The sequence below is a fragment of the Microvirga solisilvae genome (genome assembly GCF_022808595.1).
Classification (GTDB): Bacteria; Pseudomonadota; Alphaproteobacteria; order Rhizobiales; family Beijerinckiaceae; genus Microvirga; species Microvirga solisilvae.
Genome location: NZ_JAKUCN010000001.1, coordinates 305959 through 328511 on the forward strand (window position 1 = coordinate 305959; position 22553 = coordinate 328511).

The following is a 22553-nucleotide window of genomic DNA, read 5'->3' on the forward strand; positions in this document are numbered from 1 at the left end:
CCCTATCGAGACAAAGAACCATGAACATTTTCGCGTTGTTTGAGAAGCGGGTTGCCGATGCGCTGGACCGTCTGGCCGGTGAGGGGAAGATCCCATCGGGGCTGGACGTGAGCCGCGTCGTGGTCGAGCCGCGGCGCGATCCCTCCCATGGCGATCTCGCCACCAACGCCGCCATGGTGCTCTCCAAGGAAGCGCGCATGAACCCGCGCGCTCTCGCCGATCTGCTCGTGGCCGATCTCCAGGGCGATCCGCGCGTCACGAAAGTCGAAATCGCAGGCCCCGGCTTCATCAATATCCGCCTGACGCCTCAGGTGATGCACGAGGTGCTGGGCGCCGCTGTTGCTGAGGCCAATTTCGGCCGCAGCACGCAGGGCGCGGGCGAGCCAGTCAACGTGGAATACGTCTCCGCCAATCCGACCGGCCCGATGCATGTGGGCCATTGCCGTGGCGCGGTGTTCGGCGATGCGCTTGCCGGCCTTCTCGATTTCGCTGGCTACAAAGTCAGTCGCGAGTACTACATCAACGACGCGGGCGCACAGGTCGATGTGCTCGCCCGTTCCGCCTTCCTTCGCTACAAGGAGGCGCTCGGCCATGACATCGGCGAGATTCCGGAAGGCCTCTATCCGGGCGATTACCTCAAGCCCGTCGGCGAGCGCCTTGCCAAGGAGCATGGCGAGAGCCTTCTGAGCAAGCCTGAAGCCGAGTGGCTGCCGCTCGTGCGCGAGACCTCCATCAACGCCATGATGGACATGATCCGCGCCGATCTCGCGGTTCTCAACATCCATCACGACGTGTTCTTCTCCGAGCGCTCCCTGCAGCTCGGCGCGGAAGATCAGGTGAAGAAGCTGATCGAGGATATGCGCAGCCGCGATCTGGTCTACATGGGCCGCCTGCCGCCCCCCAAGGGCCAGAAGGACGAGGATTGGGAAGACCGCGAGCAGCTTCTGTTCCGCGCCACCGCCTTCGGTGACGAGGTGGATCGTCCGCTGCTCAAGTCCGACGGCTCCTACACCTATTTCGCCTCCGACATCGCCTATCACCGCTCGAAGTACGAGCGCGGCTTCGCGTCCATGATCGACGTGTGGGGCGCGGATCACGGCGGTTACGTGAAGCGCATGCAGGCCGCTACCAAGGCTGTCACCGACAGCAAGGGCGATCTCGATGTGAAGCTCTGCCAGCTCGTGAAGCTGTTGCGCAACGGCGAGCCGGTGAAGATGTCCAAGCGCTCCGGCGACTTCGTGACCCTGCGCGAGGTGGTGGACGAGGTGGGCCGCGATGCGACGCGTTTCATGATGATCTTCCGCAAGAACGACGCGACCCTGGACTTCGATCTGGCGAAGGTCGTCGAGCAATCCAAGGACAACCCGGTCTTCTACGTCCAGTACGCCCATGCCCGCTGCGCCTCGATCTTCCGTCAGGCGGCGGAGGCCTATCCGGGCGAGGACTTCTCCGCGGCCCAGCTTGCCAAGGCCGATTTCACGATTCTGGCCGATGAAGCGGAGACGGATCTCATCCATCGCATCGCCCAGTTTCCGCGCATGGTGGAGGCCGCCGCCGAGGCACACGAGCCGCACCGAGTTGCGTTCTACCTCTACGATCTCGCCAGCGCCTTCCATAGTTTATGGAATAAGGGCAAAGACTTGCCGCAATTACGCTTTGTTAATCTAACTGATAAAGATTCAACAAAAGCGAGGCTCGCTCTCGTGCACGCCCTCAAAGGGGTGCTCGCAGCCGGTCTTGCAATCCTGGGCGTCACGGCACCCGATGAAATGCGCTAACGTTTTCTCAAGCGGATCAACCGCTTAGGGAGATGTCTGCGCCGGATGCTGTCACGTCTTGCCGGCGGAGCGCTAGGGCTCCTGTCGCGTAACTGGAGGACCGGCGCATGAGCGAATCAGTGAAGCCCCGTTTTGCTGTCGATCTGAATGAGATCGAGCGGCACCTTGCCCAGGCGGGCTCCCCTCAGGCTCAGCCTGCCGCCCCGCGCAATAATGATCCGCTGGCCGAATTGGCCCGGATCGTAGGGCAGGACGACCCTTTCCAGGCCATTTTGGCCAATGATGGAGCCGCTCGCCCGCGTCAGCAGGCCTCGGCGATCGACGATCTTTTCGCGACCCGTGACACTATGACGCCGGCCCCCCGCCAGGCTCAGTCGCAGGCGCATGCGAGCGAGTTCGAAATCCCGGATTTCAATCTCGGCAGCTATCCCGCTCAGCCCGAGGCTCCCCGTGGCGCCGGTCAGGCTTACGCTTACCAGCAGCCTGCCCAGGCTCAGCATCAGGCGGCTTATGCGGATGAGTATTATGACGACGGCCAAGGCAACTATGCCGACGCCGATTATGCCCAGCCGGAGCGCCTGAACTATCCGCCGGTCGAGAAGCCCCGCTCCCGCAAGGGACTGGTTGCCATCGCTGCTGTGGTCGGTGCTGTCGTGATCGGTGGCGGCGCGGCCTACACGTTCACCGGTACGCCCGGTGGAGCGGACGGTGCGCCGGTTCTCGTTCAGGCGACGAAGGACCCCGTGAAGGTGCAGCCGCAGAATCCCGGCGGCGTCGAGATCCCCAATCAGAACAAGCAGATTTACGAGCGCGCTCAGCAGAACACCGAGACCAAGGTGGTGAACCGAGAGGAGCAACCCGTCGACGTGAAGCAGGCCGTTCGCTCCACTGGCGGAGCCGTGGCCGACGCAACCGGCGCAACGGTTCCCGGCGCGCATGCCCAGGCCCGCAATACATCTAACAGCCTGAATCTCGGTGAGCCGCGTAAGGTACGCACCGTCACGATCCGTCCTGACGGCACCGTGGCCGGCGCGCCTGCTGAAGCTGCTCCGGTTCCTGCCATGACCATGCCTGCCGCTGCCACTGCTCCGAACGTTCAGGTGGCCTCGGCCCAGACGACTGCTCCTCAGCCCAGGCCTGCCGCTGCGACGCCTGCTCCGGCTCCCGTGGCACCCGCGCCGACCCCGAAGCCCGCGCCTGTCGCCGCGACCCCGGCCGCTGCAACGCCTGTGGCTGCGACACCTGCTCCCGCTGCTCCCGTAGCGACGCCTGCACAGCAGCGGGTGGCTGCGGTCCAGCCGGCTGCCGCCGCTGCGCCTGCGGCTGCCGCTTCCGACACCAGCGTCGGCGGGTTCTCGGCCCAGCTCGGCGTGGCCGGCTCGGAAGCCGCTGCGAACTCCACCTTTGCCCAGCTCCAGCGCAAATATGCCGATCTCGACGGCATGCCGGCGCTGATCCGCAAGGCCGAGGTGAACGGCAACACGATCTACCGCGTCCGCGTCGGTCCGCTGTCGCGTGAAGAGGCCTCCTCGCTCTGCTCCAAGCTGCAGGGCCAGGGCGGCCAGTGCTTCGTGGCCAAGAACTAAAGGCGGTTTGGCCGGGACCTTGGCCGACAAGACTTCTTGACCCTTGTACTCAAGGGACGTAAGGCGCGGGCATGAAAACCCGCGCCTTTATTGCTGGCTGCTCCGGCCTCACGCTGACCCCTGACGAGATCGCCTTCTTCAAGGAGGCGGCTCCCTGGGGCTTCATCCTGTTCCGCCGGAACATCGAGAGCCCTGAACAGGTGAGGGCGCTCTGCGCCGCCTTGCGGGATACGGTCGGGCGCGAGGACGCCCCCATCCTGATCGACCAGGAAGGCGGCCGGGTTCAGCGCATGGGCCCGCCGAACTGGCCCAAATATCCCTCCGGCGCCGCCTACGGCGCTCTTCATGCCGACAATCCCCTGATGCAGCGGGAGCTCGCCCGCCTCGGTGCCCGCCTGATCGCGCATGACCTGCGCGCGGTGGGCGTGACTGTGGATTGCCTGCCGGTTCTCGACGTGCCGTCGCCGGGGGCTCACGACGTCATCGGCGACCGGGCCTACGGCAAGACGCCGGAGAAGGTGGCCGTGCTCGGGCGCGCCGCCGCTGAAGGGCTTCTTGCCGGCGGTGTCCTTCCAGTGATCAAGCACATGCCGGGCCATGGCCGGGCAGGGGCCGACAGCCATCAGGCCCTGCCGGTGGTCGATGCCTCCCGCGAGGAGCTGGAGCGCCACGATTTCGCGCCCTTCCGCATGCTCACCGACATGCCCCTCGCGATGACGGCCCATGTGGTCTACACGGCGATCGACCCCGAGCGTCCGGCCACGACCTCTCCCATCGTCATGCGGGACATCATTCGCGGCCATATCGGCTATGACGGCCTCGTTATGACGGACGATCTGGCCATGAAGGCCCTGTCCGGCTCCTTCCGGGACAAGACCGAGGCCGCGATCGCTGCTGGATGCGACATGGCCCTGCATTGCAACGGGGATATGGCTGAAATGATTGCCGTTGCTGAGGGAGCGCCGCTTCTGGAAGGCGTTGCCCTAAGGAGAGCCGAGGTCGCCCTTTCCCGTATCCGGCATGAGCCGGAGCCGCTCGATCCTGTGGATGCGCGTGGAAGACTCGATGCCGCGCTTGCGATGATCGCGTGAGAGCCCCAAGGTCGCCCCGCTGAGTTTTAGAGTATCGTTCATGGCCAAACCCTTACCCTTCGAGGATGTCGAGCCCACCGCCGAGCGCGGTGAAGGCGAGCCTGCGCTCCTCGTGGACGTGGACGGGTTCGAAGGCCCGCTCGACCTCCTGCTGGAACTTGCCCGCCGTCAGAAGGTGGATTTGCACCGCATTTCCATCTTGGCGCTGGCCGAGCAATACATCGCCTTCATCGAAGAAGCTCGCCGCATGCGCCTGGAGTTGGCGGCCGATTACCTCGTGATGGCGGCTTGGCTCGCCTATCTGAAATCCCGCCTCCTGCTGCCGGAACCGCCGAAGGGTGAGGAGCCGAGCGCCGAGGATCTGGCGACCGCTCTTGCCCTGCGCCTGCGCCGCCTGGAAGCCATCCGCGAAGTCGCCCAGAAGCTCGGCGAACGCTCGCTTCTGGGCCGGGACGTCTTTGCCCGTGGTGCGCCCGAGCCGGTGATCGTGAACCGGGATGCCCGCTACGAGGCCAGCCTCTACGACCTGCTGAAGGCCTATGCGCAGCAGCGGCAGGTGCAGTTCAACAGCAAGGTTTCCCTGCACAAGCGCAATGTCTGGTCGCTGATCGATGCCCGCGAGGCCCTGGAACGGCTCGTGGGTCACCTGAGCGGCGATTGGGTGACGCTCGATACCTATCTCGTGGAATTCATGGTCGAGCCCGCCATGCGGCCGACCGTTCTCGCCTCCGCCCTGTCCGCGACCCTGGAAATGGTCCGCGAGGGCAAGCTCACGGTGAGGCAGGATGAAGCCTTCGCTCCGGTCTGGGTCAAATCCGCTGACCAGGCCGAAACAGGAGCCCAATCATGATGAACGAAACCGACGAAATCGAAGACGTCGAGGCTCCGGAGGAAACCTCCGTCGAAAGCCGTGTCCCGGATCATAACGAGGCCATCCGCATCGCCGAGGCGCTTCTGTTCGCCTCCGCCGAGCCCCTTGGGCCCGAGGAACTCGCCGGACGCCTGCCGGAAGGCGCGGATATCCAGAAGATTCTGGAGGACCTGCAGGAGATCTATGCCCTGCGTGGCGTCAATCTCGTGCGCGTGGCGGGGAAGTGGGCGTTCCGCACGGCGAGCGACCTGTCCTTCGTGCTCTCCCGCGACGTGGTCGAGCAGCGCAAGCTCTCCCGCGCCGCCATGGAGACGCTTTCGATCATCGCCTATCACCAGCCGGTGACCCGCGCCGAGATCGAAGAAATCCGCGGCGTCGCCACCTCCAAGGGTACGCTGGACCTGCTGTTGGAGACCGGCTGGATCCGCCTTCGCGGCCGCCGCAAGGCGCCGGGCCGCCCGGTTACCTATGGCACTTCTCCCGCCTTCCTGGATCATTTCGGCCTGGACGCCATCGAGGACCTGCCGGGTCTCGAGGAACTGAAAGGCGCAGGCTTCATCGAAGGCCGTGTGCCCTCCGACATGTCCGTGCCGGTGCCCTCGGATGCGGAGGCCCTGCGCGAGGACGAGGATCCGCTGGATCAGGACGACCTGTTCCAGGAACCCCTCGACATGCACAAGACCGAGACGGGCGAGACCGGCGAGGAATGAGCGACAGGCCCGCCTTGTCCGCACGCGACCGTTTCCGTCTGCCCCGATGGGGGCAGCGCGGCACGGCGGGTGCGTCCATTCCGGCCCAGCTCTCCTTCGAGAACATCGTCCAGACCTACAATTCCACCCAGGCACTCAAGGGCGTGTCGCTCACCGTCGAGCCGGGCGAACTCGTCTGCCTGCTCGGCCATTCGGGCTGCGGCAAGACCACGCTTCTGCGCATCGCGGCGGGCGTTGAGGCTCCCACCTCCGGCCGGGTGCTGATGGATGGCCGCGAGGTCAGCGGGACCCAGGCTTTCATTGAGCCGGAGCGGCGCGGCATCGGCCTCATGTTCCAGGATTATGCGCTCTTCCCGCATATGACGATCCTGCAGAACGTGAAGTTCGGCCTCAAAGACCTCTCGGCCTCCGAGGCCGACATCGCGGCCCGCCGCGCTCTCTCACGCGTGGGCCTCGAGCATTATGCGAATGAATTTCCCCATACGCTCTCGGGCGGCGAGCAACAGCGTGTGGCTCTGGCGCGCTCCATCGCGCCCCGTCCCGGCGTGCTGCTCATGGACGAGCCGTTCTCGAACCTCGACCGGCGCATGCGCGATGCGATCCGCGACGAGACCGTCGCCATCCTGAGAGAAACCGGCGCGACCACCATCGTGGTCACGCACGATCCGGAAGAGGCCATGCGGATCGCGGATCGGATCGTTCTGATGAGCGCGGGCACCATCGTCCAGCAAGGGCCCGCCGAGGAGATCTACCACCAGCCGGTCAGTCTCTTCGCCGCGCGCTTCTTCTGCGACTTCAACGAGATCGAGGGCATTGTGAAGAACGGGCAGGTTTCCTGCCCGGTCGGGGTCTTTCCCGCGCCTGGCCTGGGGGATGGCCCCGCCATCGTCTGCGTGCGGCCGCAGGGGGTGAGGCTCAAGCCACCCGGCTTCTGCCTGCCGGGACGTGTGGTGTCACGTCGCTTTCTCGGCGAGGTCGATCTGGTGCATATCGACGTTCCCGGTCTCGACCGGCCGCTTCAGGCCCGCGTTCACGATCCCGTTGGGGTGAGGGAGGGGCAGGATGTGGGCATCGAGGTTGGTCCAAAGGATGTCCTTGTTTTCGCCGCGGCCGACGCATAGGTTGACCGCGAGTTCTTAATTCCAGTTTCGCGTCCTTAGGGGCGCAGGAGGATTGCCATGGGTGGCGCTAGTATTTGGCACTGGATCGTTGTGGGTCTGATCGTCGTTCTGCTGTTCGGACGCGGCAAGATCTCCGACATGATGGGCGATGTCGCCAAGGGCATCAAAGCCTTCAAGAAGGGCATGGCCGACGACGACACGGCAAAGCCTGTCCAGCCTTCCGAGCCTGTTCGCACCATCGATCATCAGGCTGGCACGCAGACGAATGCCACCACGACGGATCACAAGGTCGGTTGAGTTTTTGGATTGCAGCCGCTTTCCTGCGGCTGCGGTGAGTAACGGCAGAGTCGAGGCCACGCCATGTTGGACATGAGCTGGGGTGAGGTCATGGTGATCGGCGCCGTCGCGTTGATCGTGATCGGCCCGAAGGACCTGCCGCGCGCGCTTCGCACGGTGGGGCAGGTCACGGGCAAGCTGCGCCGCATGGCGGCGGAGTTCCAGGGCCAGTTCAACGACGCCATGCGCGAAGCCGATCTCGACGACGTCAAGAAGCAGCTCCAGGGCGTCAACGACAGCGTCTCCAGCATCAACAACACGAGCTTCAACCCGATCCAGACGATCCGAGACGAGTTGAAGACCGCCGTTGAGAAGCCGGTGGCCAGCACGTCCGAGGCACCTGCCGCGCAGCCGACCGGCGACGCCACGATCCAGGCCATCGTGGAGGGGCGGGCGCCCGAGTCCGCCGCTGATCCTCTGATCGACCTGCCGCCTCCGCCCATGGACGACCCGGCCGAGACCATCGCCGAGTCCCTGCGCCGCGAGGCGGAAATCGAAACCCAGAAAGCGGCTGCACTGGCAGAAGCCCCTGAGAAACCGGACGCGAAAGCCTGATGACCACCGCTCCCATTGAAGAGGATGAGGTCGAGGCATCGCGCGCGCCTCTGATCGAGCACCTGACCGAGCTGCGCTCGCGCCTGATCAAGGCGATGATCGCGTTCGTCGCCATGTTCTTCATCTGCTTCGCGGGCGCGAAGTACATCTACAACGCGCTCGTATGGCCTTACGTCTTTGCGGTCGGCTCGCCCGAAAAGGCGCATCTCGTCTATACGCACGGCCTCGAATATCTGTTCACGCAGATCCAGGTGGCGGCTTTCGGCGCCGGCTTCCTGGCCTTCCCGGTGATCGCCGTTCAGATCTACAAGTTCGTGGCTCCCGGCCTTTATAAGAACGAACGGCGGGCCTTCCTGCCTTATCTGGTTGCAACGCCGGTTCTCTTCGCGATCGGTGCGGCCTGCGTCTATTTCTTCGCGATGCCGCTGCTCATGCGCTTCTCGGTCGGCATGCAGCAGCTTGCGACGGACAATGCTCCGGCCATCGAGTTCCTGCCGAAGGTCAGCGAGTACCTGTCGCTGATCATGACCCTGATCTTTGCCTTCGGCATCTGCTTCCAGCTGCCCGTGGTCCTGACCCTGCTCGCCCGCGCCGGGATCATCGATTCCGAGTTCCTCAAGAGCAAGCGGCGCTATGCCATCGTGATCGTCTTCATCATCGCAGCGGTGCTGACGCCCCCGGACGTGATCAGCCAGTTCGCCCTTGCGGTCCCCACCTTGCTTCTTTACGAGGCGTCCATCTTCTCCGTCCGCATGGTGGAGAGGAAGCGCGCGGAAGCCGAGGCCGCGCGCGAGGCGGAAGGCTAGGCTCAAGAGCCTTTCAATCCTTGGCGTGAACAAAGGAGCGGTCTGTGCTAAGGGCAGGGCGCTTCATTTCAGCAGACCCGAGTCAGTCCCATGCACGACATCCGTTCCATCCGCGAGAACCCTGCGGCTTTCGATAAAGGCCTCCTGAACCGGGGCATGGAGCCCTTGTCCGCGAAGCTGATCGCCCTCGACGATGGCCGTAAGGCCGCCATCTCCGCGCTGCAGGCCGCCACCGAGCGCCGCAACGCCATGTCCAAGGAGATCGGCCAAGCCAAGGCGAAGAAGGACGAGGCCCGCGCGCAGGAGCTGATGGCCGAGGTCGCCAATATCAAGGAAACGATGCCCGCTCTCGAAGAAGCTGAGCGCTTCGCGGAGAAGGCTCTGTTCGATGCCCTGGCCGCGATCCCGAACATCCCGAAGGACGATGTGCCGGTCGGCTCCGACGAGAATGGCAACGTAGAGCGCCACCGCTTCGGCACCCCCCCGACGATCAACAGCGCCAAGCAGCATTTCGAGATCGGCGAGGCCCTCGGCCTCATGGATTTCGAAGCTGCCGCCAAACTTTCGGGCTCGCGCTTCGTGGTTCTGAAAGGCGGGCTTGCCCGTTTGGAGCGCGCGCTCGGGCAGTTCATGATCGACCTGCACATCAATGAGCATGGCTACACGGAAGTGAACCCGCCGCTGCTGGTGCGCGACGACACCATGTTCGGCACGGCGCAGTTGCCGAAATTTGAGGACGATCAGTTCTGGGCTTTCCCTGGCAATTCGCTCGAGCAGGCTGTTGCCGCCGCTTTCGACGGTCAGCCACGCGAAGCCGTGCAGAAGATCATCAAGGACACCCGCTATGGCATGATCCCGACGGCGGAGGTCACGCTCACCAATCTCGTGCGCGAGCAGATTCTCTCGGAAGAGGAGCTGCCCCTGCGCTTCACTGCGCTCACCCCGAGCTTCCGCGCCGAGGCAGGCTCCGCCGGTCGCGACACGCGCGGCATGATCCGCCAGCACCAGTTCGTGAAATGCGAGCTCGTGTCGATCACGACGCCGGAAACCTCCGCCGACGAACATGAGCGCATGCTCACCTGCGCGGAGAACGTGCTGAAGAAGCTGGAGCTGCCGTTCCGCACCATGACGCTCTGCACGGGCGACATGGGCTTCGCCTCAACCAAGACCTACGACATCGAAGTGTGGCTGCCGGGGCAGGGCATGTATCGCGAGATTTCGAGCTGCTCGGTCTGTTCGGACTTCCAGGCACGCCGCATGAATGCCCGCTATCGCACCCCGTCCGAGAAGTCGCCGCGCTTCGTGCATACGCTGAACGGTTCGGGCCTCGCGGTCGGCCGCACGCTCGTCGCGGTTCTTGAGAACTATCAGAACGAGGACGGCAGCGTCTCCGTGCCTGCCGTACTGCAGCCCTATATGGGCGGCATCACCCGCATCGAGCGTCAGGCCTGACATGCGCATTCTCTGCACCAACGATGACGGCATCCATGCTCCAGGGTTGAAGACCCTGGAGGCGATTGCGCGCGCGTTGTCCGACGATGTGTGGGTGGTCGCGCCCGAGACGGATCAGAGCGGCGTCGCGCATTCGCTCTCGCTCAACGATCCGCTGCGGCTGCGTGAAATCTCCGACCGGCATTTCGCCGTGAAGGGCACGCCGACCGATTGCGTGATCATGGGCGTGCGCGAGCTGATGCGCGAGCACAAGCCCGACCTCATTCTCTCTGGCGTCAATCGCGGGCAGAACGCGGCCGAGGACGTGACCTATTCCGGCACGGTCGCGGGCGCCATCGAAGGCACGCTGCTCGGCATTCCCTCCATCGCGCTCTCGCAGGCCTATGGACCGGGAAGCCGCAACAATCTCAAATGGCATTGTGCCGAGCATCACGGCCCGAAGGTCATCCGCAAGATCCTCGATGCGGGCATCGACAAGGGTATCCTCGTCAACATCAACTTTCCGGATGCTGAGCCGAACGACGTGCAAGGTACGTCCGTGGTCAATCAGGGGCAGCGCACCCAGGAGCTGCTGCGTCTCGATGCGCGCTTCGACGGGCGTGGTAATCCCTATTATTGGATCGCCTTCGAGCGCGGTCCCTTCACGCCGGGCAACGGCACGGATCTCTGGGCGCTTGCCAACAAGCGCATCTCGGTCACGCCGCTTCGCATCGACATGACCGACGAGCCGACGCTCACGCGCTACGCGCAAGCCTTCGATTGAGGCCGATGCGATGAGACAGGAGCCTTTCTTCTCCGAAGCGGAAGCCCGTGACGAGCAGGAGGCCATCGGCGTCGCATCCTTTCTTCTGTCCCTGCGCGCTAAAGGCATTCGCAGCACGGCGCTGCTGCGCGCCATGGAGCTCGTGCCCCGCGACGTCTTCGCGCCGCGTCGCTTCCGCGATCTCTCGCGCACGGATATCGCCCTGCCGCTTCCCTGCGGCCAGACCATGACGGCTCCCGGCACGGTGGCCCAGATGCTGCTGGCGCTCGACGTCAAACCGGGACAGCGCATTCTCGAAGTGGGAACGGGTACCGGCTACGTGACGGCGCTTCTCGCTCATCTTGGTGCCGAGGTGACGACAATCGAGCGGTTCAACACATTGGCTGAGAGCGCGGCGCAGCATCTCAAGATCGTCGAGGCGGGAAAGGTGCGCCTTGAGATCGGCGACGGACTTGCCGTGCGCGTGCGCGAGCGGTTCGACCGCGTTCTGCTCAACGGCACACGGCCTGAAATTCCGCAAAGCCTCATGTCTTTGCTGGGACCGGGCGGGCGTCTCGTCGGGGCGCTCACGCAGGAAGGCTCGCCATGCCTCGTGCAGATCGACCGGTCGCCGGATGGTGAGTGCAGTCAGAGCTTGGGAGCGCCGCTGCGCATCTCCCCACTCGTCACCGGCATTGCGGCGACACTCTGATCGAATCGAAAAATTTTTGCGACACGGTTACGACATTTTTCATGGCGTCAACCCTTGCTTAACCTGAACAGGGTTTTAATCGCCCCATCGAGTTGCGTGCGGTTGGGGTATTTGAGTTATGCGTATGCGTGTTGGTTCCGGGCATTGGGCTACGGTGTCGCGGATCGCTCTGGTGAGTTTGATCGGCTCTGCGGCGGCCGCTTGTAGCGGTGAGAGCGCGCGGTTTGCCGAGAACCCGTTCTCCAATCCTTTCGCCAATAGCGAGCGCGTTGCGCCCGGCACGCCCACGGCTGCTCCCCAGCCTGCTCCGTCCTATGCGGCGGCTCCCACTCCTTCCGTTCAGGCGCAGGCACTTCCCCCGGTGCAGGCACAGCCGCTGTCCCAGCCCTCGCGCATGGCATCGGCCCCCATTCAGCAGCAGCCGCGCCCCATGGCGATGACGCAACCGGCTTCGCAGCCGAAGGTGCGCTTCGTCGATCAGACCAAGGTCGCGACAGGCGAGCAGGCCGTTCCGTCTATGACCCCCAGTCGCGTTCGTCCAGGCATGCAGGCTCCGGTTCAGAAGCCCGCTCCGGTGCAGCAGGTCGCTTCCGCCGTCGACGAGCCGCTCGTGACCCCCGCCCGTCCTGTCGAGCCTCAGAAGGTTGCGGCCATCGAGCCCCAGCCCATGAAGCCCGCTCCGGTTGCGCCGCAGGCTGTGGCACCCGCTCCGGCTCCTGCGCCCGTTCCCGAAGCCAAGGCTCCGGTGGCCGAGCCCGAGGAAACCGCAAGCCTCTCCACCAGCAACTTCCGCTGGCCGGCCCGTGGCCGCGTGATCGCAGGCTTCGGCGCCAATGGCGGCAATGAGGGCATCAACATCGCCGTGCCGGAAGGTACGCCGGTGAAGGCTGCCGAGGCCGGCACCGTCACCTATGCAGGCAGCGAGGTGAAGGGCTACGGCAATCTCATCCTCGTTCGTCACGACAACGGCTTCGTCTCGGCCTATGCCCATAACGGTTCGCTCAGCGTGAAGCGCGGCGAGCAGGTAAAGCGCGGCCAGGTGATCGCCACCTCCGGCCAGACCGGCAACGTGACCTCGCCGCAGCTCCACTTCGAGATCCGCAAGGGCGCGACCCCGGTCGACCCGATGAAGCATCTCGCGGACTAAGTTTCGCGGCAAAAGTTTGGATTGGCGTTCGAGACCCGAAGCCGATCAAGGCGAGGGGACGGTGGAGCTCAGCCACCGTCCTTTTGTCGTTTGTGATCCGTGATGCGGAAACGTTTCCACTGTCATTCCCGCGTAGGCGGGAATCCATAAACAACGTGAGTGCAGAATAAGGCGGATGAGTTCCGCAGCATCCTCCTCGGAACTGTCGCGGATATGGATCCCCGCCTGCGCGGGGATGACGAGGAGGGTGTTGCTAGAGGGACGTCTTTAAATCGCCTTGCCCAACCGCCCCGCGAGATCCTGAATGAACTGCCATGCCGTGCGGCCGGAGCGCGCGCCGCGCGTGGTGGCCCATTCCAATGCCTCTGCGCGAATGGCATCGCGGTCGGCCTCGAGGCCGAGATGGTCCACATAGCCGAAGACCATGTCGAGATATTCGTCCTGGCTGCATTTGTGGAAACCGAGCCAGAGGCCGAAGCGGTCGGAGAGGGACACTTTCTCCTCGATGGCCTCGCCCGGATTGATGGCGGTCGAGCGCTCGTTGTCCATCATGTCGCGAGGGAGCAGGTGGCGGCGGTTCGATGTGGCGTAGAAGATCACGTTGTCCGGACGGCCCTCGATGCCGCCTTCAAGCACCGCCTTCAGGGACTTGTAGGAGGTGTCGTCCGCATCGAACGAAAGATCGTCGCAGAACACGATGAAGCGATGCGGGTCGGAGCGCAGAAGGCCCATGAGGTCCGGCAGGGTCTCGATATCCTCGCGGTGAATCTCGATGAGCTTGAGAGGCAGACTGCCCGCCGCCCTCAACGCGTTGATCTCCGCATGGACCGCCTTCGCCAGGGACGACTTTCCCATGCCCCTTGCGCCCCAGAGCAGGGCATTGTTGGCGGGCAGGCCCCTGGCGAAGCGCCCGGTATTCTCGGCAAGCTGGTCGCGGACCCGGTCGATGCCCCGGAGCAGGGTCATCTCGACCCGGTTTACTTTGGGCACCGGAGCGAGGCGGCGCCCAGCCGCATGCCAGACGAAGGCGTCGGCCGCCGCGAAATCGGCGTGAGCGCCACCCGCAGGGGCCAGCCGCTCCAGGGCGTCGGCAATGCGCTTCAGGAGGGTCATGGATTCGGGGGAGGTCAGGTCGGCTGGCATGTGTATCCGGCTTCAAGAAACGGTGATGAAGCCGTGTTTAGCGCGGAAATGGCCCGCCGGTCCATGGAAGAGGGCTTCCCGCCCGGCATGAGCCTTGGGAAAGGCCTCTAACTTCATTGATTTCGTGGAGTCGATGGGTATAGTCCGCCCACTTCTAATCCCGTTTGGCGCGGGTGGGCCTTCTATGACGCCCGCCTCGCGCCTTTATCCATGGAGAGCCGCTTGTTCATTTCACCCGCTTTCGCTCAAGCGACCACCGGTGCCGGGGGCAGCATGGAAGCCATCTTCCAGTTCGTCCCGTTCATCCTGATCTTCGTGATCATGTGGTTCCTGATCATCCGTCCGCAGCAGCGCCGCGTGAAGGCTCACCAGGAGATGATCAAGAACGTGCGCCGTGGCGACACGGTCGTCACTTCGGGCGGCATCATCGGCAAGGTGACGAAAGTGCTCGAGGATTCGGCCGATGTCGAAGTCGAGATTGCCGACAACGTGAAGGTGAAGGTGGCTCGCGCCATGATCTCCGAAGTCCGCACCAAGAGCGAGCCGGTCAAGGCTTAAAGAGTGAAAACCGGCTCTTGGGACAATTCCCAAGGGCCGGTTCGCCGCATCTTTCATGCGGCATGAGTGTCTGAGAAAGGTTGAGCTGACGATGCTGCGCTTCTCGAAGTCGAAAACCATCGCCACCATGGCGATCATCATCATCGGCCTGCTGCTGGCGGTGCCGAGCGCGATGTCGCCTGAGCAGCGCAAGGCGTATCTGGCCTCCGTTCCGAGCTGGGTGCCGTCCTGGCTCGTGCCCTCGCGCGCCATCGTGCTCGGCCTCGACCTGCAGGGCGGTTCTCACGTCCTCCTCCAGGTGGACGAAGCCGACCTCGTGCGCGGTCAGATCACCCTCATGCGCGACGACGTGCGCCGCGTCCTGCGCGATACCCGCGTCGCTTCCCAGAACGGTATTCAGACCATTCAGCGCGGCGTGCAGATCCGCGTGCCGAATGCTGCCGACCGCGAACGCCTGATGCCGCGCCTGCGCGAACTGGCGCAGCCCACCGGCAATGCGGTTCTCGGCCAGACCGGCAATGCCAGCATGGTCATCAACGAGACACCCGACGGCGCGATCTCGCTGACCCTGACCGATGCCGGTATCAACGAGCGCGTCCGCCGCGCCGTCGATCAATCCATCGAGGTTGTCCGCCGCCGTATCGACGCCACCGGCACGACGGAGCCGAGCATCCAGCGCCAAGGCGCGGACCGCGTTCTCGTCCAGGTTCCCGGCTTGCAGGATCCGCAACAGCTCAAGGCGCTGCTCGGTGAAACCGGTAATCTCGAGTTCCGCCTGCTCGCCCAGGCTGGTGCGACAGACGTTGATATGCTGCCGATGCAGGAGGCAGGAGACCAGCGCGTTCCGGTCGAGCGTCGTGTGATCGCCGAGGGCGGCGACCTGACGGATGCCCAGGCGGCCTTCGATCCGCAGACCCATCAGCCGATCGTCAATTTCCGCTTCAACATCCGCGGCGCGCAGCGCTTCGGCCAGGCGACGACGGAAAATCTCGGGCGTCAGCTTGCCATCGTGCTCGATAACCGCGTGATCTCCGCGCCGACGATCCAGTCGCCGATCACCGGCGGCTCGGGCCAGATCTCGGGCAGCTTCACTGTCGAGCAGGTGAACAATCTTGCCGTGCTGCTGCGCTCCGGCGCTCTGCCCGCCAAGCTCACCATCGTGGAAGAGCGCACCGTCGGCCCCGGTCTCGGACGTGACTCCATCGAAGCCGGCAAGATGGCGACTTACGTCGCCGGCATCTTCGTCATCATCTTCATGTTCGCCACTTACGGCGTGTTCGGCCTCATCGCCAACATCGCGCTGCTCGTCCATGTGGGCCTGATCTTCGGCCTCATGTCGGTGCTGGAGGCCACGCTGACGCTTCCCGGCATCGCGGGCATCGTGCTCACCATCGGCACGGCGGTCGACTCGAACGTGCTGATCTACGAGCGCATCCGCGAAGAAGTGAAGGCGGGCCGCTCAATCGTTTCCGGCGTTCAAGCCGGTTTCGACCGCGCTTTCGCGACCATCGTGGACTCGAACAGCACCATGGCCATTGCGGCCGTGATCCTGTTCTTCCTCGGCTCCGGTCCTGTTCGCGGCTTCGCGGTCGTGTTCATCCTCGGCATTCTCACGACGGTGATTACCGCTGTGACCCTGACGCGCATGATGATTGCGCTCTGGTATCAGTGGACGCGTCCCAAAGTCCTTCCGTTTTAAGGAGCGAGTATCGTGCGCCTCATCCGCCTCTGGCCCGAAAACTCCCACTTCGACTTCATGCGCTTCAGGCGCTTCTCGTTCCCGCTGTCGGCGCTGATCTCCATCGCCACGGCGATCATGCTCATGACGGTCGGCCTGAACTTCGGCATCGACTTCACGGGCGGCACGCTCATGGAGATCCAGGCCAAGTCCGGCCAGGCCAATGTCGCCCAGATCCGCCAGACCGCCGAAGGTTTCGGCTTCGGCGAGGTGGAGGTGCAGGAATTCGGCGCCGCCGGCGAAGTCTCCCTGCGTTTCGCGACGCAGCCGGGCGGCGAGGCCGGTCAGGCAGCCGTTGTGCAGAAGGCGCGCGACACCTTCAGCAACGAGTATGATTTCCGCCGCGTCGAGACGGTGGGCCCGCGCGTATCCGGTGAGCTTGTCCAATCCGGCACCATCGGCATCGTGCTCTCGGTTCTCGCTGTTCTGTTCTATCTCTGGTTCCGCTTCGAGCGCGAGCTGGCGGTGGCCTCGATCATCGGCACGCTCCACGACATCGTGCTCACCATCGGCTTCTTCGTGATCACGCGACACGAGTTCAACATGACCTCGATTGCGGCGATCCTCACCATCGTGGGTTACTCGCTCAACGAAACCGTGGTGGTGTTCGACCGTACCCGCGAGCTGATGCGCCGCTACAAGACCATGCCGACGGAAGAGCTTCTGAACCTCTCCATCAACCACACCATGTCCCGCACGATCATGACGGCGGCGACCACGGCGCTCTCGCTGCTGGCGCTGGTGCTGTTCGGCGGTCAGGCGATCCAGGGCTTCGCCCAGGTCATGCTCTACGGCGTGGTGATCTGTACCTACTCGGCCATCTGCATTTCGTCGCCCATGCTGATCTATATCGGCCTGCGCAGCTCCGAGAGCGTGAAGGTATCGGAAGGCAAGGCCGCAGCTGCGGAGTAAAGCCATGAGCGGTAGCCGCCTGTATGACGGTTTCGTCCCAGGACGCTTTCCGATCGATGCCTATGGCAACGGCGGCTTCCGCTTCGCGGACATGTCCCATCGCGGCTCAATCCTCGTGCTGCCGTCGGGCATCAAGGCCTGGCCCATCGGCTCCATCAAGGAGCTGACGGACGAGGCGGTCGAGCCGATCTTCGCCGAGGCCGATGAGATCGAGCTGCTGCTCGTCGGCACCGGCATCGACGTCGCCGCCATTCCCGGGAAGCTGCGCGAGCGTTTTCGCGAAGCCGGCATCGGCCTCGACGTAATGCAGACCGGGGCTGCCGCGCGGACCTACAACATCCTGTTGGCAGAAAACCGCAAGGTCGCCGCCGCTCTCATCGCGGTCGGCTGACATGGCCGATCCGCAATCCAACTTCGCCCATTGCGAAGCCCTCGTGCGCGAGGCCGATCCCGACCGCTATTTCGCGAGCCTTCTCGCGCCTGCCGACAAGCGGCCCTATCTCCACGCGCTCTACGCCTTCAATTTCGAGGTCGCCCGCGTTCGTGACTCCGTGCGCGAGCCCATGCTCGGAGAGATCCGCCTGCAATGGTGGCGCGATGCGCTGCAGGGCGAGGCGAGGGGCGATGTGCGGGCCAATCCCGTGGCGGCCGCGCTCGACGATGCCATCGTGAAATTCCGGCTGCCGAGACAATCGCTCGTCGACCTGATCGATGCGCGGATGTTCGATCTCTACGACGATCCGATGCCGAGCCTGAACGATCTCGAAGGCTATTGCGGTGAAACCTCGTCGAGTCTCATCCAGCTCTCCGCCATCATGCTCAATGACGGCAAGGATCCGGGTACTGCGGATGCGGCGGGTCATGCGGGCGTGGCCTATGCCATCGCGGGCCTCCTGCGTGCTTTCCCCATCCACGCGCGCCAGGGGCAGCTCTATCTGCCCGTCGATATCCTCGCGCGTCACGGCGTCGTGCGTGACGACATCGTCACCGGGCGCGGCGGACCGGGACTTGCGGGCGCGCTCGCCGACATGCGCGCCATCGCGCGCCGCCATCTCGATCAGGTGCGCACATTGCGCTCCACGATCCCATCGGCCGCAGAGCCTGCATTCCGCCCGCTCGCGCTGGTGGAGCCCTATCTCAAGGCGATGGAAAAGCGCGATTACGACCCGCTGAACACGCCGGTCGATCTTCCGCAATGGCGGAAGATCTGGGCGCTTTGGCGCGGGCCGTTCTAGGCCCTAAAGCACAAGGCAGATCGTCAGCCGTTTTCGCCGTGATCGACGTTGAGGTGCCTCTTGCCGTCGAAGCAATATTCGACATGGAGCTTGCCGTCATGCGTATAACGGCGCTCCTTGTACTCGTCCTTGTTATTAGGATCGCATTTCAACTCTTCCTTCGGCTTGGAAGGCAGCTGGGCATAAGCTGCCTGTCCCATTCCGAAAAGGGCGAGGAGGACGAAGAGAAACGGGCGCGAGGTCATATCAGCTACTCTTGAAATGCTTACTCCGCCGCAGCCGGAAGGCTGGCGGCGGAAAGCCAAGCGGCAAGATCCACACGCGCACGGTCCGTCAGCATCTTCTTCTTCGCCATCGATTTGGCCGAGCCACGCAGGCGCTTGCCGTCTTCCGACTTCGGCGTCGCGTCGAGCGGCGGGAAGAGACCGAAATTGACGTTCATCGGCTGGAACGAGCGCGGGCCTTCATCGATGGTCTCGATGTGTCCGCCTGTGATGTGGTTGATGAGCGCGCCGAGCGCCGTGGTGTGCGGCAGCGGCTGGATCGGATGGCCGAGGCGTTCCGCTGCGGCGAAGCGGCCCGTCATGAGACCGACGGCGGCGCTCTCCACATAACCTTCGCAACCGGTGATCTGGCCCGCGAAACGCAGGCGTGGCATCGCCTTCAGGCGCAGCGTCGGATCGAGAAGCTTCGGCGAGTTGAGATAGGTGTTGCGATGAATGCCGCCGAGGCGCGCAAATTCGGCGTTCTCGAGGCCGGGGATCATGCGAATGATGTCGCCCTGCGCGCCGTATTTCAGCTTGGTCTGGAAACCCACCATGTTGAACAGCGTGCCGAGCGCGTTGTCCTGGCGCAGCTGTACGATGGCGTAAGGCTTCACGTCGGGATCGCGCGGATTGGTAAGGCCGACGGGCTTCATGGGGCCGTGGCGCAAGGTCTCGCGTCCGCGCTCCGCCATGACCTCGATGGGAAGGCAGCCGTCGAAATAGGGAGTGTTGGCCTCCCATTCCTTGAACTCGGTCTTGTCGCCTGCGATCAGCGCATCGATGAAGGCGTCGTACTGCTCCTTCGTCATGGGGCAGTTGATGTAATCCTTGCCCGTGCCGCCGGGGCCGACCTTGTCGTAGCGCGACTGGAACCACGCGATGTCCATGTTGATGGACTCGCGATAGACGATCGGCGCGATGGCATCGAAGAAGGCGAGCGATGTCTCGCCGGTAAGCTTGAGGATCGCCTCGGCCAAGGCGGGCGAGGTGAGGGGGCCGGTGGCGATGATGACGGAAGACCATTCCTCCGGCGGAATGCTGGCGATTTCGCCGCGCTCGATGGTGACGAGTGGATGCGCTTCGAGCGCTGCCGTCACCGCATCGGAGAAGCCGTCGCGGTCGACGGCGAGCGCGCCGCCTGCAGGCACCTGGTTGGCATCGCCCTTGGCCATGATGAGCGAGCCCAGGGTGCGCATCTCCTGATGCAGCAGGCCGACGGCATTCGTCTCGGCGTCGTCAGAGCGGAAGGAGTTGGAGCAGACGAGCTCGGCGAGCCCTTGCGTCTTGTGCGCGTCGGTGCCGCGTACGGGACGCATCTCATGGAGAATGACGGGAACGCCGGCCTGCGCGATCTGCCAGGTGGCTTCCGAGCCTGCAAGGCCGCCGCCGATGACGTGAATGGGTTCGATCTTGCTCATGGTGTCTCTCTTCCAGGCGGTCTTGTTGACTCCCACGGGAGCCCTGGTCAAGTTGCGCGGGTTGCATCTGACAAAGGTGGCGCCATGCAATCCCAGCGACCCGTAGTCCTTATTACAGGCGGCAGCCGTGGCATAGGTGCGGCGACGGCGCAACTCGCCGCATCGCACGGCTATGACGTGGCCATCACCTATCGGTCCGAGAGCCAGGCCGCCGAGGAGGTCGTGGAGATCTGCCGGGCTGCCGGCGTGGAGGCTCTGGCCTTCCAGGGGGATGTCGCCGTCGAGGAGGATGTGCTGCGCCTGTTCGACGAGGTGGAGGAGAGGCTCGGGCCCCTCTCCCATGTGGTGAACAATGCCGGCATCACCGGCAGGTCGGGCAAGCTCGCCGAAACGGCCGCCGAGACGATCCGCGACTGCATCGACATCAACGTGACCGGGGCGATCCTCGTAGCCCGCGAGGCTGCCCGTCGCCTGTCCCAGAGCCGTGGCGGTAGCGGGGGCTCAATCGTCAACATCTCGTCCGTGGCGGCTGGCTTAGGCAGCCCCAACGAATATGTCTGGTATGCCGCCTCGAAGGGAGCCATCGACTCGCTGACCATTGGGCTGGCGCGGGAACTGGCGACGGAAGGTGTGCGGGTCAACGCCGTGGCTCCGGGCATGACAAGGACCGACATCCATGAGCGCAGTACCCAGGATGCCGGACGCCTGCAGCGGCTTCTGCCTTTTATTCCCATGAGACGGATCGGCGAGCCGCAGGAGATCGCGGAAGCGGTGCTGTTCCTGATGTCGGATGCGGCATCCTACATCACCGGAGCCATCCTGCCGGTGACAGGCGGGCGGTAAGCTACTGAAATCGCCAGTCTTTTGGCAAAGCGGCAGTATCCCGCCGAAAACCATGGTCTGAAAAAGAAAACGCCCGCTTGAGGCGGGCGAGAACCTTATGCTGCAGTGCAGCTAATTTTTAGGCGACAGCATGCTCGCGGGCGATGCTCTCGATCTGGAAGCGGGAGATGCCGAGATCGTCGAGCTCGCGGTCCGAAAGCAGGGAAAGCTCGCGGACGGTGTCGCGGTAACGCATGTAAGCGCGGACTTTGGAGAGAACGTAGGACACGAACATGAGAAGCTCCTATCAGTTAGCCGGCCCTATTGCCGGCGGCTTTTGTTCTTGCTGTGTGCAATGCAGCATATAGGCCCGTGCGCCGCAAAAGAGGAGCGGTAATAATGTAGGTCTGTTATGCTTTAGTAGCATACCACGTTACTGCCAGGTTAACGGGCCTGATTTGCGGGAATGGACTCGAAAAATAGGAATTTAAGGCTCCAATCAGGTGGCTGGGGTCTGGCATGCTGAAGCAGCCGAGCGTCTCTGAGGAGGTGCCAAAAGAGTACCGCCGAGGGCAACCGCAGAGGCAAGAAAAAGCCCCGGCGGTGCCGGGGCTTGATGGTGCTTCAGAATGCGGTGGGCTTTTAGAGCACGTAGAAATCAGCCTTCGTGATGCCCAGCCCGGCCTTCAACTGCGCAACCTTGATGGCAGCGGCAGAGCCTGTGCCGTCGGGATCGTAGAGCAGGGCGCCCGTGCCCTTGTTGTAGATGATCCGATCCGAGGAATCGTGAGCCTTGGTGCCGACCCAGAAGGCAGCGCTCGAGAGCCAACCGTTCGGCCCGACCTTCGTGAAGATCTTGTTGTCGAACATGATCGTGTCGTCGACAGGCCGGAAATCCGTGATCGTGTCGATATTGTAGCGTGAGGCCGTGGCATCGAACACGAAGTAGTCGCGCCCTGTGCTGCCTGTCAGCGTATCGTGGTCGAGGCCGCCGCTGAGATAGTCGCTGCCGGCGCCGCCGTTCAGGTTATCGCGCCCTGTGCCGCCATAGAGATCGTCATCGCCATTGAGGCCGAAGAGCCTGTCGGCGCCTGCATCACCGAACACGATGTCATGGCCGCCATAGGAATAGACGACATCGTTGCCGTTGCCGGCGCGGATCACGTCCTTGTAGTCGTTGCCGTAGAAGACATCGTGGCCGCCATTGAGCCTGACAGACCACGTGCTGTTGTCGAACGCGGAATAGCTGACGGAGATGTCGAGATCCTTGATCAGCAGAACGTCTTCACCGTAGTTCTCATACACGAGGTCGTGGATGACGACGCTATAGCCGGTGTCCGAATACCAGGCGGTGTAACGGTCGACGATGCTGCTCCCATCCACATCGAAGACGGCGGCATCGCCATCGTCGTAAGTGTTGACGACATCGATATAGGGGTTGGTGCCCACGAAGGACCAGCCGGAGGAGCTGGTGCTCGACATGTTGAAGCCGACGCCTGCCGCATTGAACGCTTGAAAGATTGCCATCTCGGCGCATCCCCGTTGAGTAACTTA

General features: G+C 63.8%; 24 protein-coding genes. 19 read left to right on the top strand and 5 right to left on the bottom strand.

All coding sequences use genetic code 11. From position 1 onward, the window contains the following. Positions 1-20: 20 nt before the first annotated feature. The 13 genes from argS (at position 21) to MJ639_RS01565 (ending at position 12907) form a co-directional block, all read left to right on the top strand. On the top strand, positions 21-1778 hold the full coding sequence (gene argS / locus MJ639_RS01505; RefSeq protein WP_243368091.1) for an arginine--tRNA ligase: 1758 nt from the start codon (positions 21-23) through the stop codon (positions 1776-1778). A gap of 107 nt (positions 1779-1885) precedes the next feature. Continuing rightward, complete coding sequence (locus MJ639_RS01510) at positions 1886-3364, top strand: SPOR domain-containing protein (RefSeq protein ID WP_243368093.1); 1479 nt, start codon at positions 1886-1888, stop codon at positions 3362-3364. Positions 3365-3435: 71 nt separating this feature from the next. Next, entirely contained in the window at positions 3436-4455 is a 1020-nt protein-coding gene (nagZ, locus tag MJ639_RS01515; RefSeq protein WP_243368094.1) for a beta-N-acetylhexosaminidase, read from the top strand. A gap of 40 nt (positions 4456-4495) precedes the next feature. Then, complete coding sequence (locus MJ639_RS01520; RefSeq protein ID WP_243368096.1) at positions 4496-5305, top strand: segregation and condensation protein A; 810 nt, start codon at positions 4496-4498, stop codon at positions 5303-5305. Next, positions 5302-6036, top strand: coding sequence for an SMC-Scp complex subunit ScpB (scpB, locus tag MJ639_RS01525; protein WP_423790737.1), 735 nt, complete (start codon positions 5302-5304; stop codon positions 6034-6036). Before MJ639_RS01520 ends, scpB begins: the two co-directional genes overlap by 4 nt. After that, positions 6033-7157 (top strand): ABC transporter ATP-binding protein, encoded by a 1125-nt coding sequence (locus tag MJ639_RS01530; protein ID WP_243368099.1) that lies wholly within the window; start codon positions 6033-6035, stop codon positions 7155-7157. The genes scpB and MJ639_RS01530 overlap by 4 nt, the downstream gene beginning before the upstream one ends. Positions 7158-7214: 57 nt before the next feature. Next, the gene (locus MJ639_RS01535) at positions 7215-7454 is read left to right on the top strand and encodes a twin-arginine translocase TatA/TatE family subunit (protein ID WP_243368100.1); all 240 of its coding nucleotides are present in this window, start codon (positions 7215-7217) and stop codon (positions 7452-7454) included. A gap of 63 nt (positions 7455-7517) precedes the next feature. Beyond that, entirely contained in the window at positions 7518-8048 is a 531-nt protein-coding gene (tatB, locus tag MJ639_RS01540; protein WP_243368102.1) for a Sec-independent protein translocase protein TatB, read from the top strand. Next, the gene (gene tatC, locus MJ639_RS01545) at positions 8048-8854 is read left to right on the top strand and encodes a twin-arginine translocase subunit TatC (protein WP_243368104.1); all 807 of its coding nucleotides are present in this window, start codon (positions 8048-8050) and stop codon (positions 8852-8854) included. The genes tatB and tatC overlap by 1 nt, the downstream gene beginning before the upstream one ends. Positions 8855-8944: 90 nt before the next feature. Continuing rightward, positions 8945-10306 (top strand): serine--tRNA ligase, encoded by a 1362-nt coding sequence (gene serS / locus MJ639_RS01550; protein ID WP_243368106.1) that lies wholly within the window; start codon positions 8945-8947, stop codon positions 10304-10306. A 1-nt stretch (position 10307) separates the two neighbouring features. Further along, positions 10308-11069, top strand: a complete 762-nt coding sequence (gene surE, locus MJ639_RS01555; RefSeq protein WP_243368107.1) for a 5'/3'-nucleotidase SurE — start codon at positions 10308-10310, stop codon at positions 11067-11069. A gap of 10 nt (positions 11070-11079) precedes the next feature. Beyond that, the gene (locus MJ639_RS01560; RefSeq protein ID WP_243368110.1) at positions 11080-11760 is read left to right on the top strand and encodes a protein-L-isoaspartate O-methyltransferase family protein; all 681 of its coding nucleotides are present in this window, start codon (positions 11080-11082) and stop codon (positions 11758-11760) included. Positions 11761-11884: 124 nt separating this feature from the next. Continuing rightward, positions 11885-12907 carry a M23 family metallopeptidase gene (locus tag MJ639_RS01565; protein WP_341482608.1) on the top strand — a complete coding sequence of 341 codons (1023 nt, stop codon included), beginning with the start codon at positions 11885-11887 and terminating at the stop codon, positions 12905-12907. A 267-nt stretch (positions 12908-13174) separates the two neighbouring features. Here MJ639_RS01565 and MJ639_RS01570 read toward each other — a convergent pair whose 3' ends face one another. Continuing rightward, positions 13175-14050, bottom strand: a complete 876-nt coding sequence (locus MJ639_RS01570) for an ATP-binding protein (protein ID WP_243368113.1) — start codon at positions 14048-14050, stop codon at positions 13175-13177. A gap of 273 nt (positions 14051-14323) precedes the next feature. Between MJ639_RS01570 and yajC the strand changes: the two genes are divergently transcribed. The 5 genes from yajC (at position 14324) to MJ639_RS01595 (ending at position 18493) form a co-directional block, all read left to right on the top strand. Further along, entirely contained in the window at positions 14324-14608 is a 285-nt protein-coding gene (gene yajC, locus MJ639_RS01575) for a preprotein translocase subunit YajC (RefSeq protein WP_243369002.1), read from the top strand. 91 nt (positions 14609-14699) lie between these two features. Further along, entirely contained in the window at positions 14700-16307 is a 1608-nt protein-coding gene (gene secD / locus MJ639_RS01580; RefSeq protein ID WP_243368115.1) for a protein translocase subunit SecD, read from the top strand. A gap of 12 nt (positions 16308-16319) precedes the next feature. Continuing rightward, a complete protein-coding gene (gene secF, locus MJ639_RS01585; RefSeq protein ID WP_243368117.1) occupies positions 16320-17258 on the top strand; it encodes a protein translocase subunit SecF in 939 nt (312 codons plus the stop codon). Between the two features lie 4 nt (positions 17259-17262). Then, positions 17263-17649, top strand: a complete 387-nt coding sequence (locus MJ639_RS01590; RefSeq protein ID WP_243368118.1) for an Mth938-like domain-containing protein — start codon at positions 17263-17265, stop codon at positions 17647-17649. Between the two features lies 1 nt (position 17650). After that, positions 17651-18493 carry a phytoene/squalene synthase family protein gene (locus MJ639_RS01595; protein WP_243368120.1) on the top strand — a complete coding sequence of 281 codons (843 nt, stop codon included), beginning with the start codon at positions 17651-17653 and terminating at the stop codon, positions 18491-18493. Positions 18494-18516: 23 nt separating this feature from the next. On the opposite strand, the gene MJ639_RS01600 is transcribed toward MJ639_RS01595, so the two are convergent. After that, positions 18517-18738, bottom strand: a complete 222-nt coding sequence (locus tag MJ639_RS01600) for a hypothetical protein (protein WP_243368122.1) — start codon at positions 18736-18738, stop codon at positions 18517-18519. A gap of 20 nt (positions 18739-18758) precedes the next feature. Then, positions 18759-20177, bottom strand: coding sequence for a methylenetetrahydrofolate--tRNA-(uracil(54)-C(5))-methyltransferase (FADH(2)-oxidizing) TrmFO (trmFO, locus tag MJ639_RS01605; protein ID WP_243368124.1), 1419 nt, complete (start codon positions 20175-20177; stop codon positions 18759-18761). An 84-nt stretch (positions 20178-20261) separates the two neighbouring features. Between trmFO and MJ639_RS01610 the strand changes: the two genes are divergently transcribed. Continuing rightward, entirely contained in the window at positions 20262-21020 is a 759-nt protein-coding gene (locus MJ639_RS01610; protein ID WP_243368126.1) for a glucose 1-dehydrogenase, read from the top strand. A 118-nt stretch (positions 21021-21138) separates the two neighbouring features. Here the strand turns inward: MJ639_RS01610 and MJ639_RS01615 are convergent, their stop codons facing one another. Together MJ639_RS01615 and MJ639_RS01620 are read right to left on the bottom strand one after the other, a co-directional pair. Next, entirely contained in the window at positions 21139-21294 is a 156-nt protein-coding gene (locus tag MJ639_RS01615) for a DUF1127 domain-containing protein (RefSeq protein WP_239353705.1), read from the bottom strand. Between the two features lie 347 nt (positions 21295-21641). Further along, complete coding sequence (locus tag MJ639_RS01620) at positions 21642-22526, bottom strand: calcium-binding protein (RefSeq protein ID WP_243368128.1); 885 nt, start codon at positions 22524-22526, stop codon at positions 21642-21644. Positions 22527-22553 lie beyond the last annotated feature (27 nt).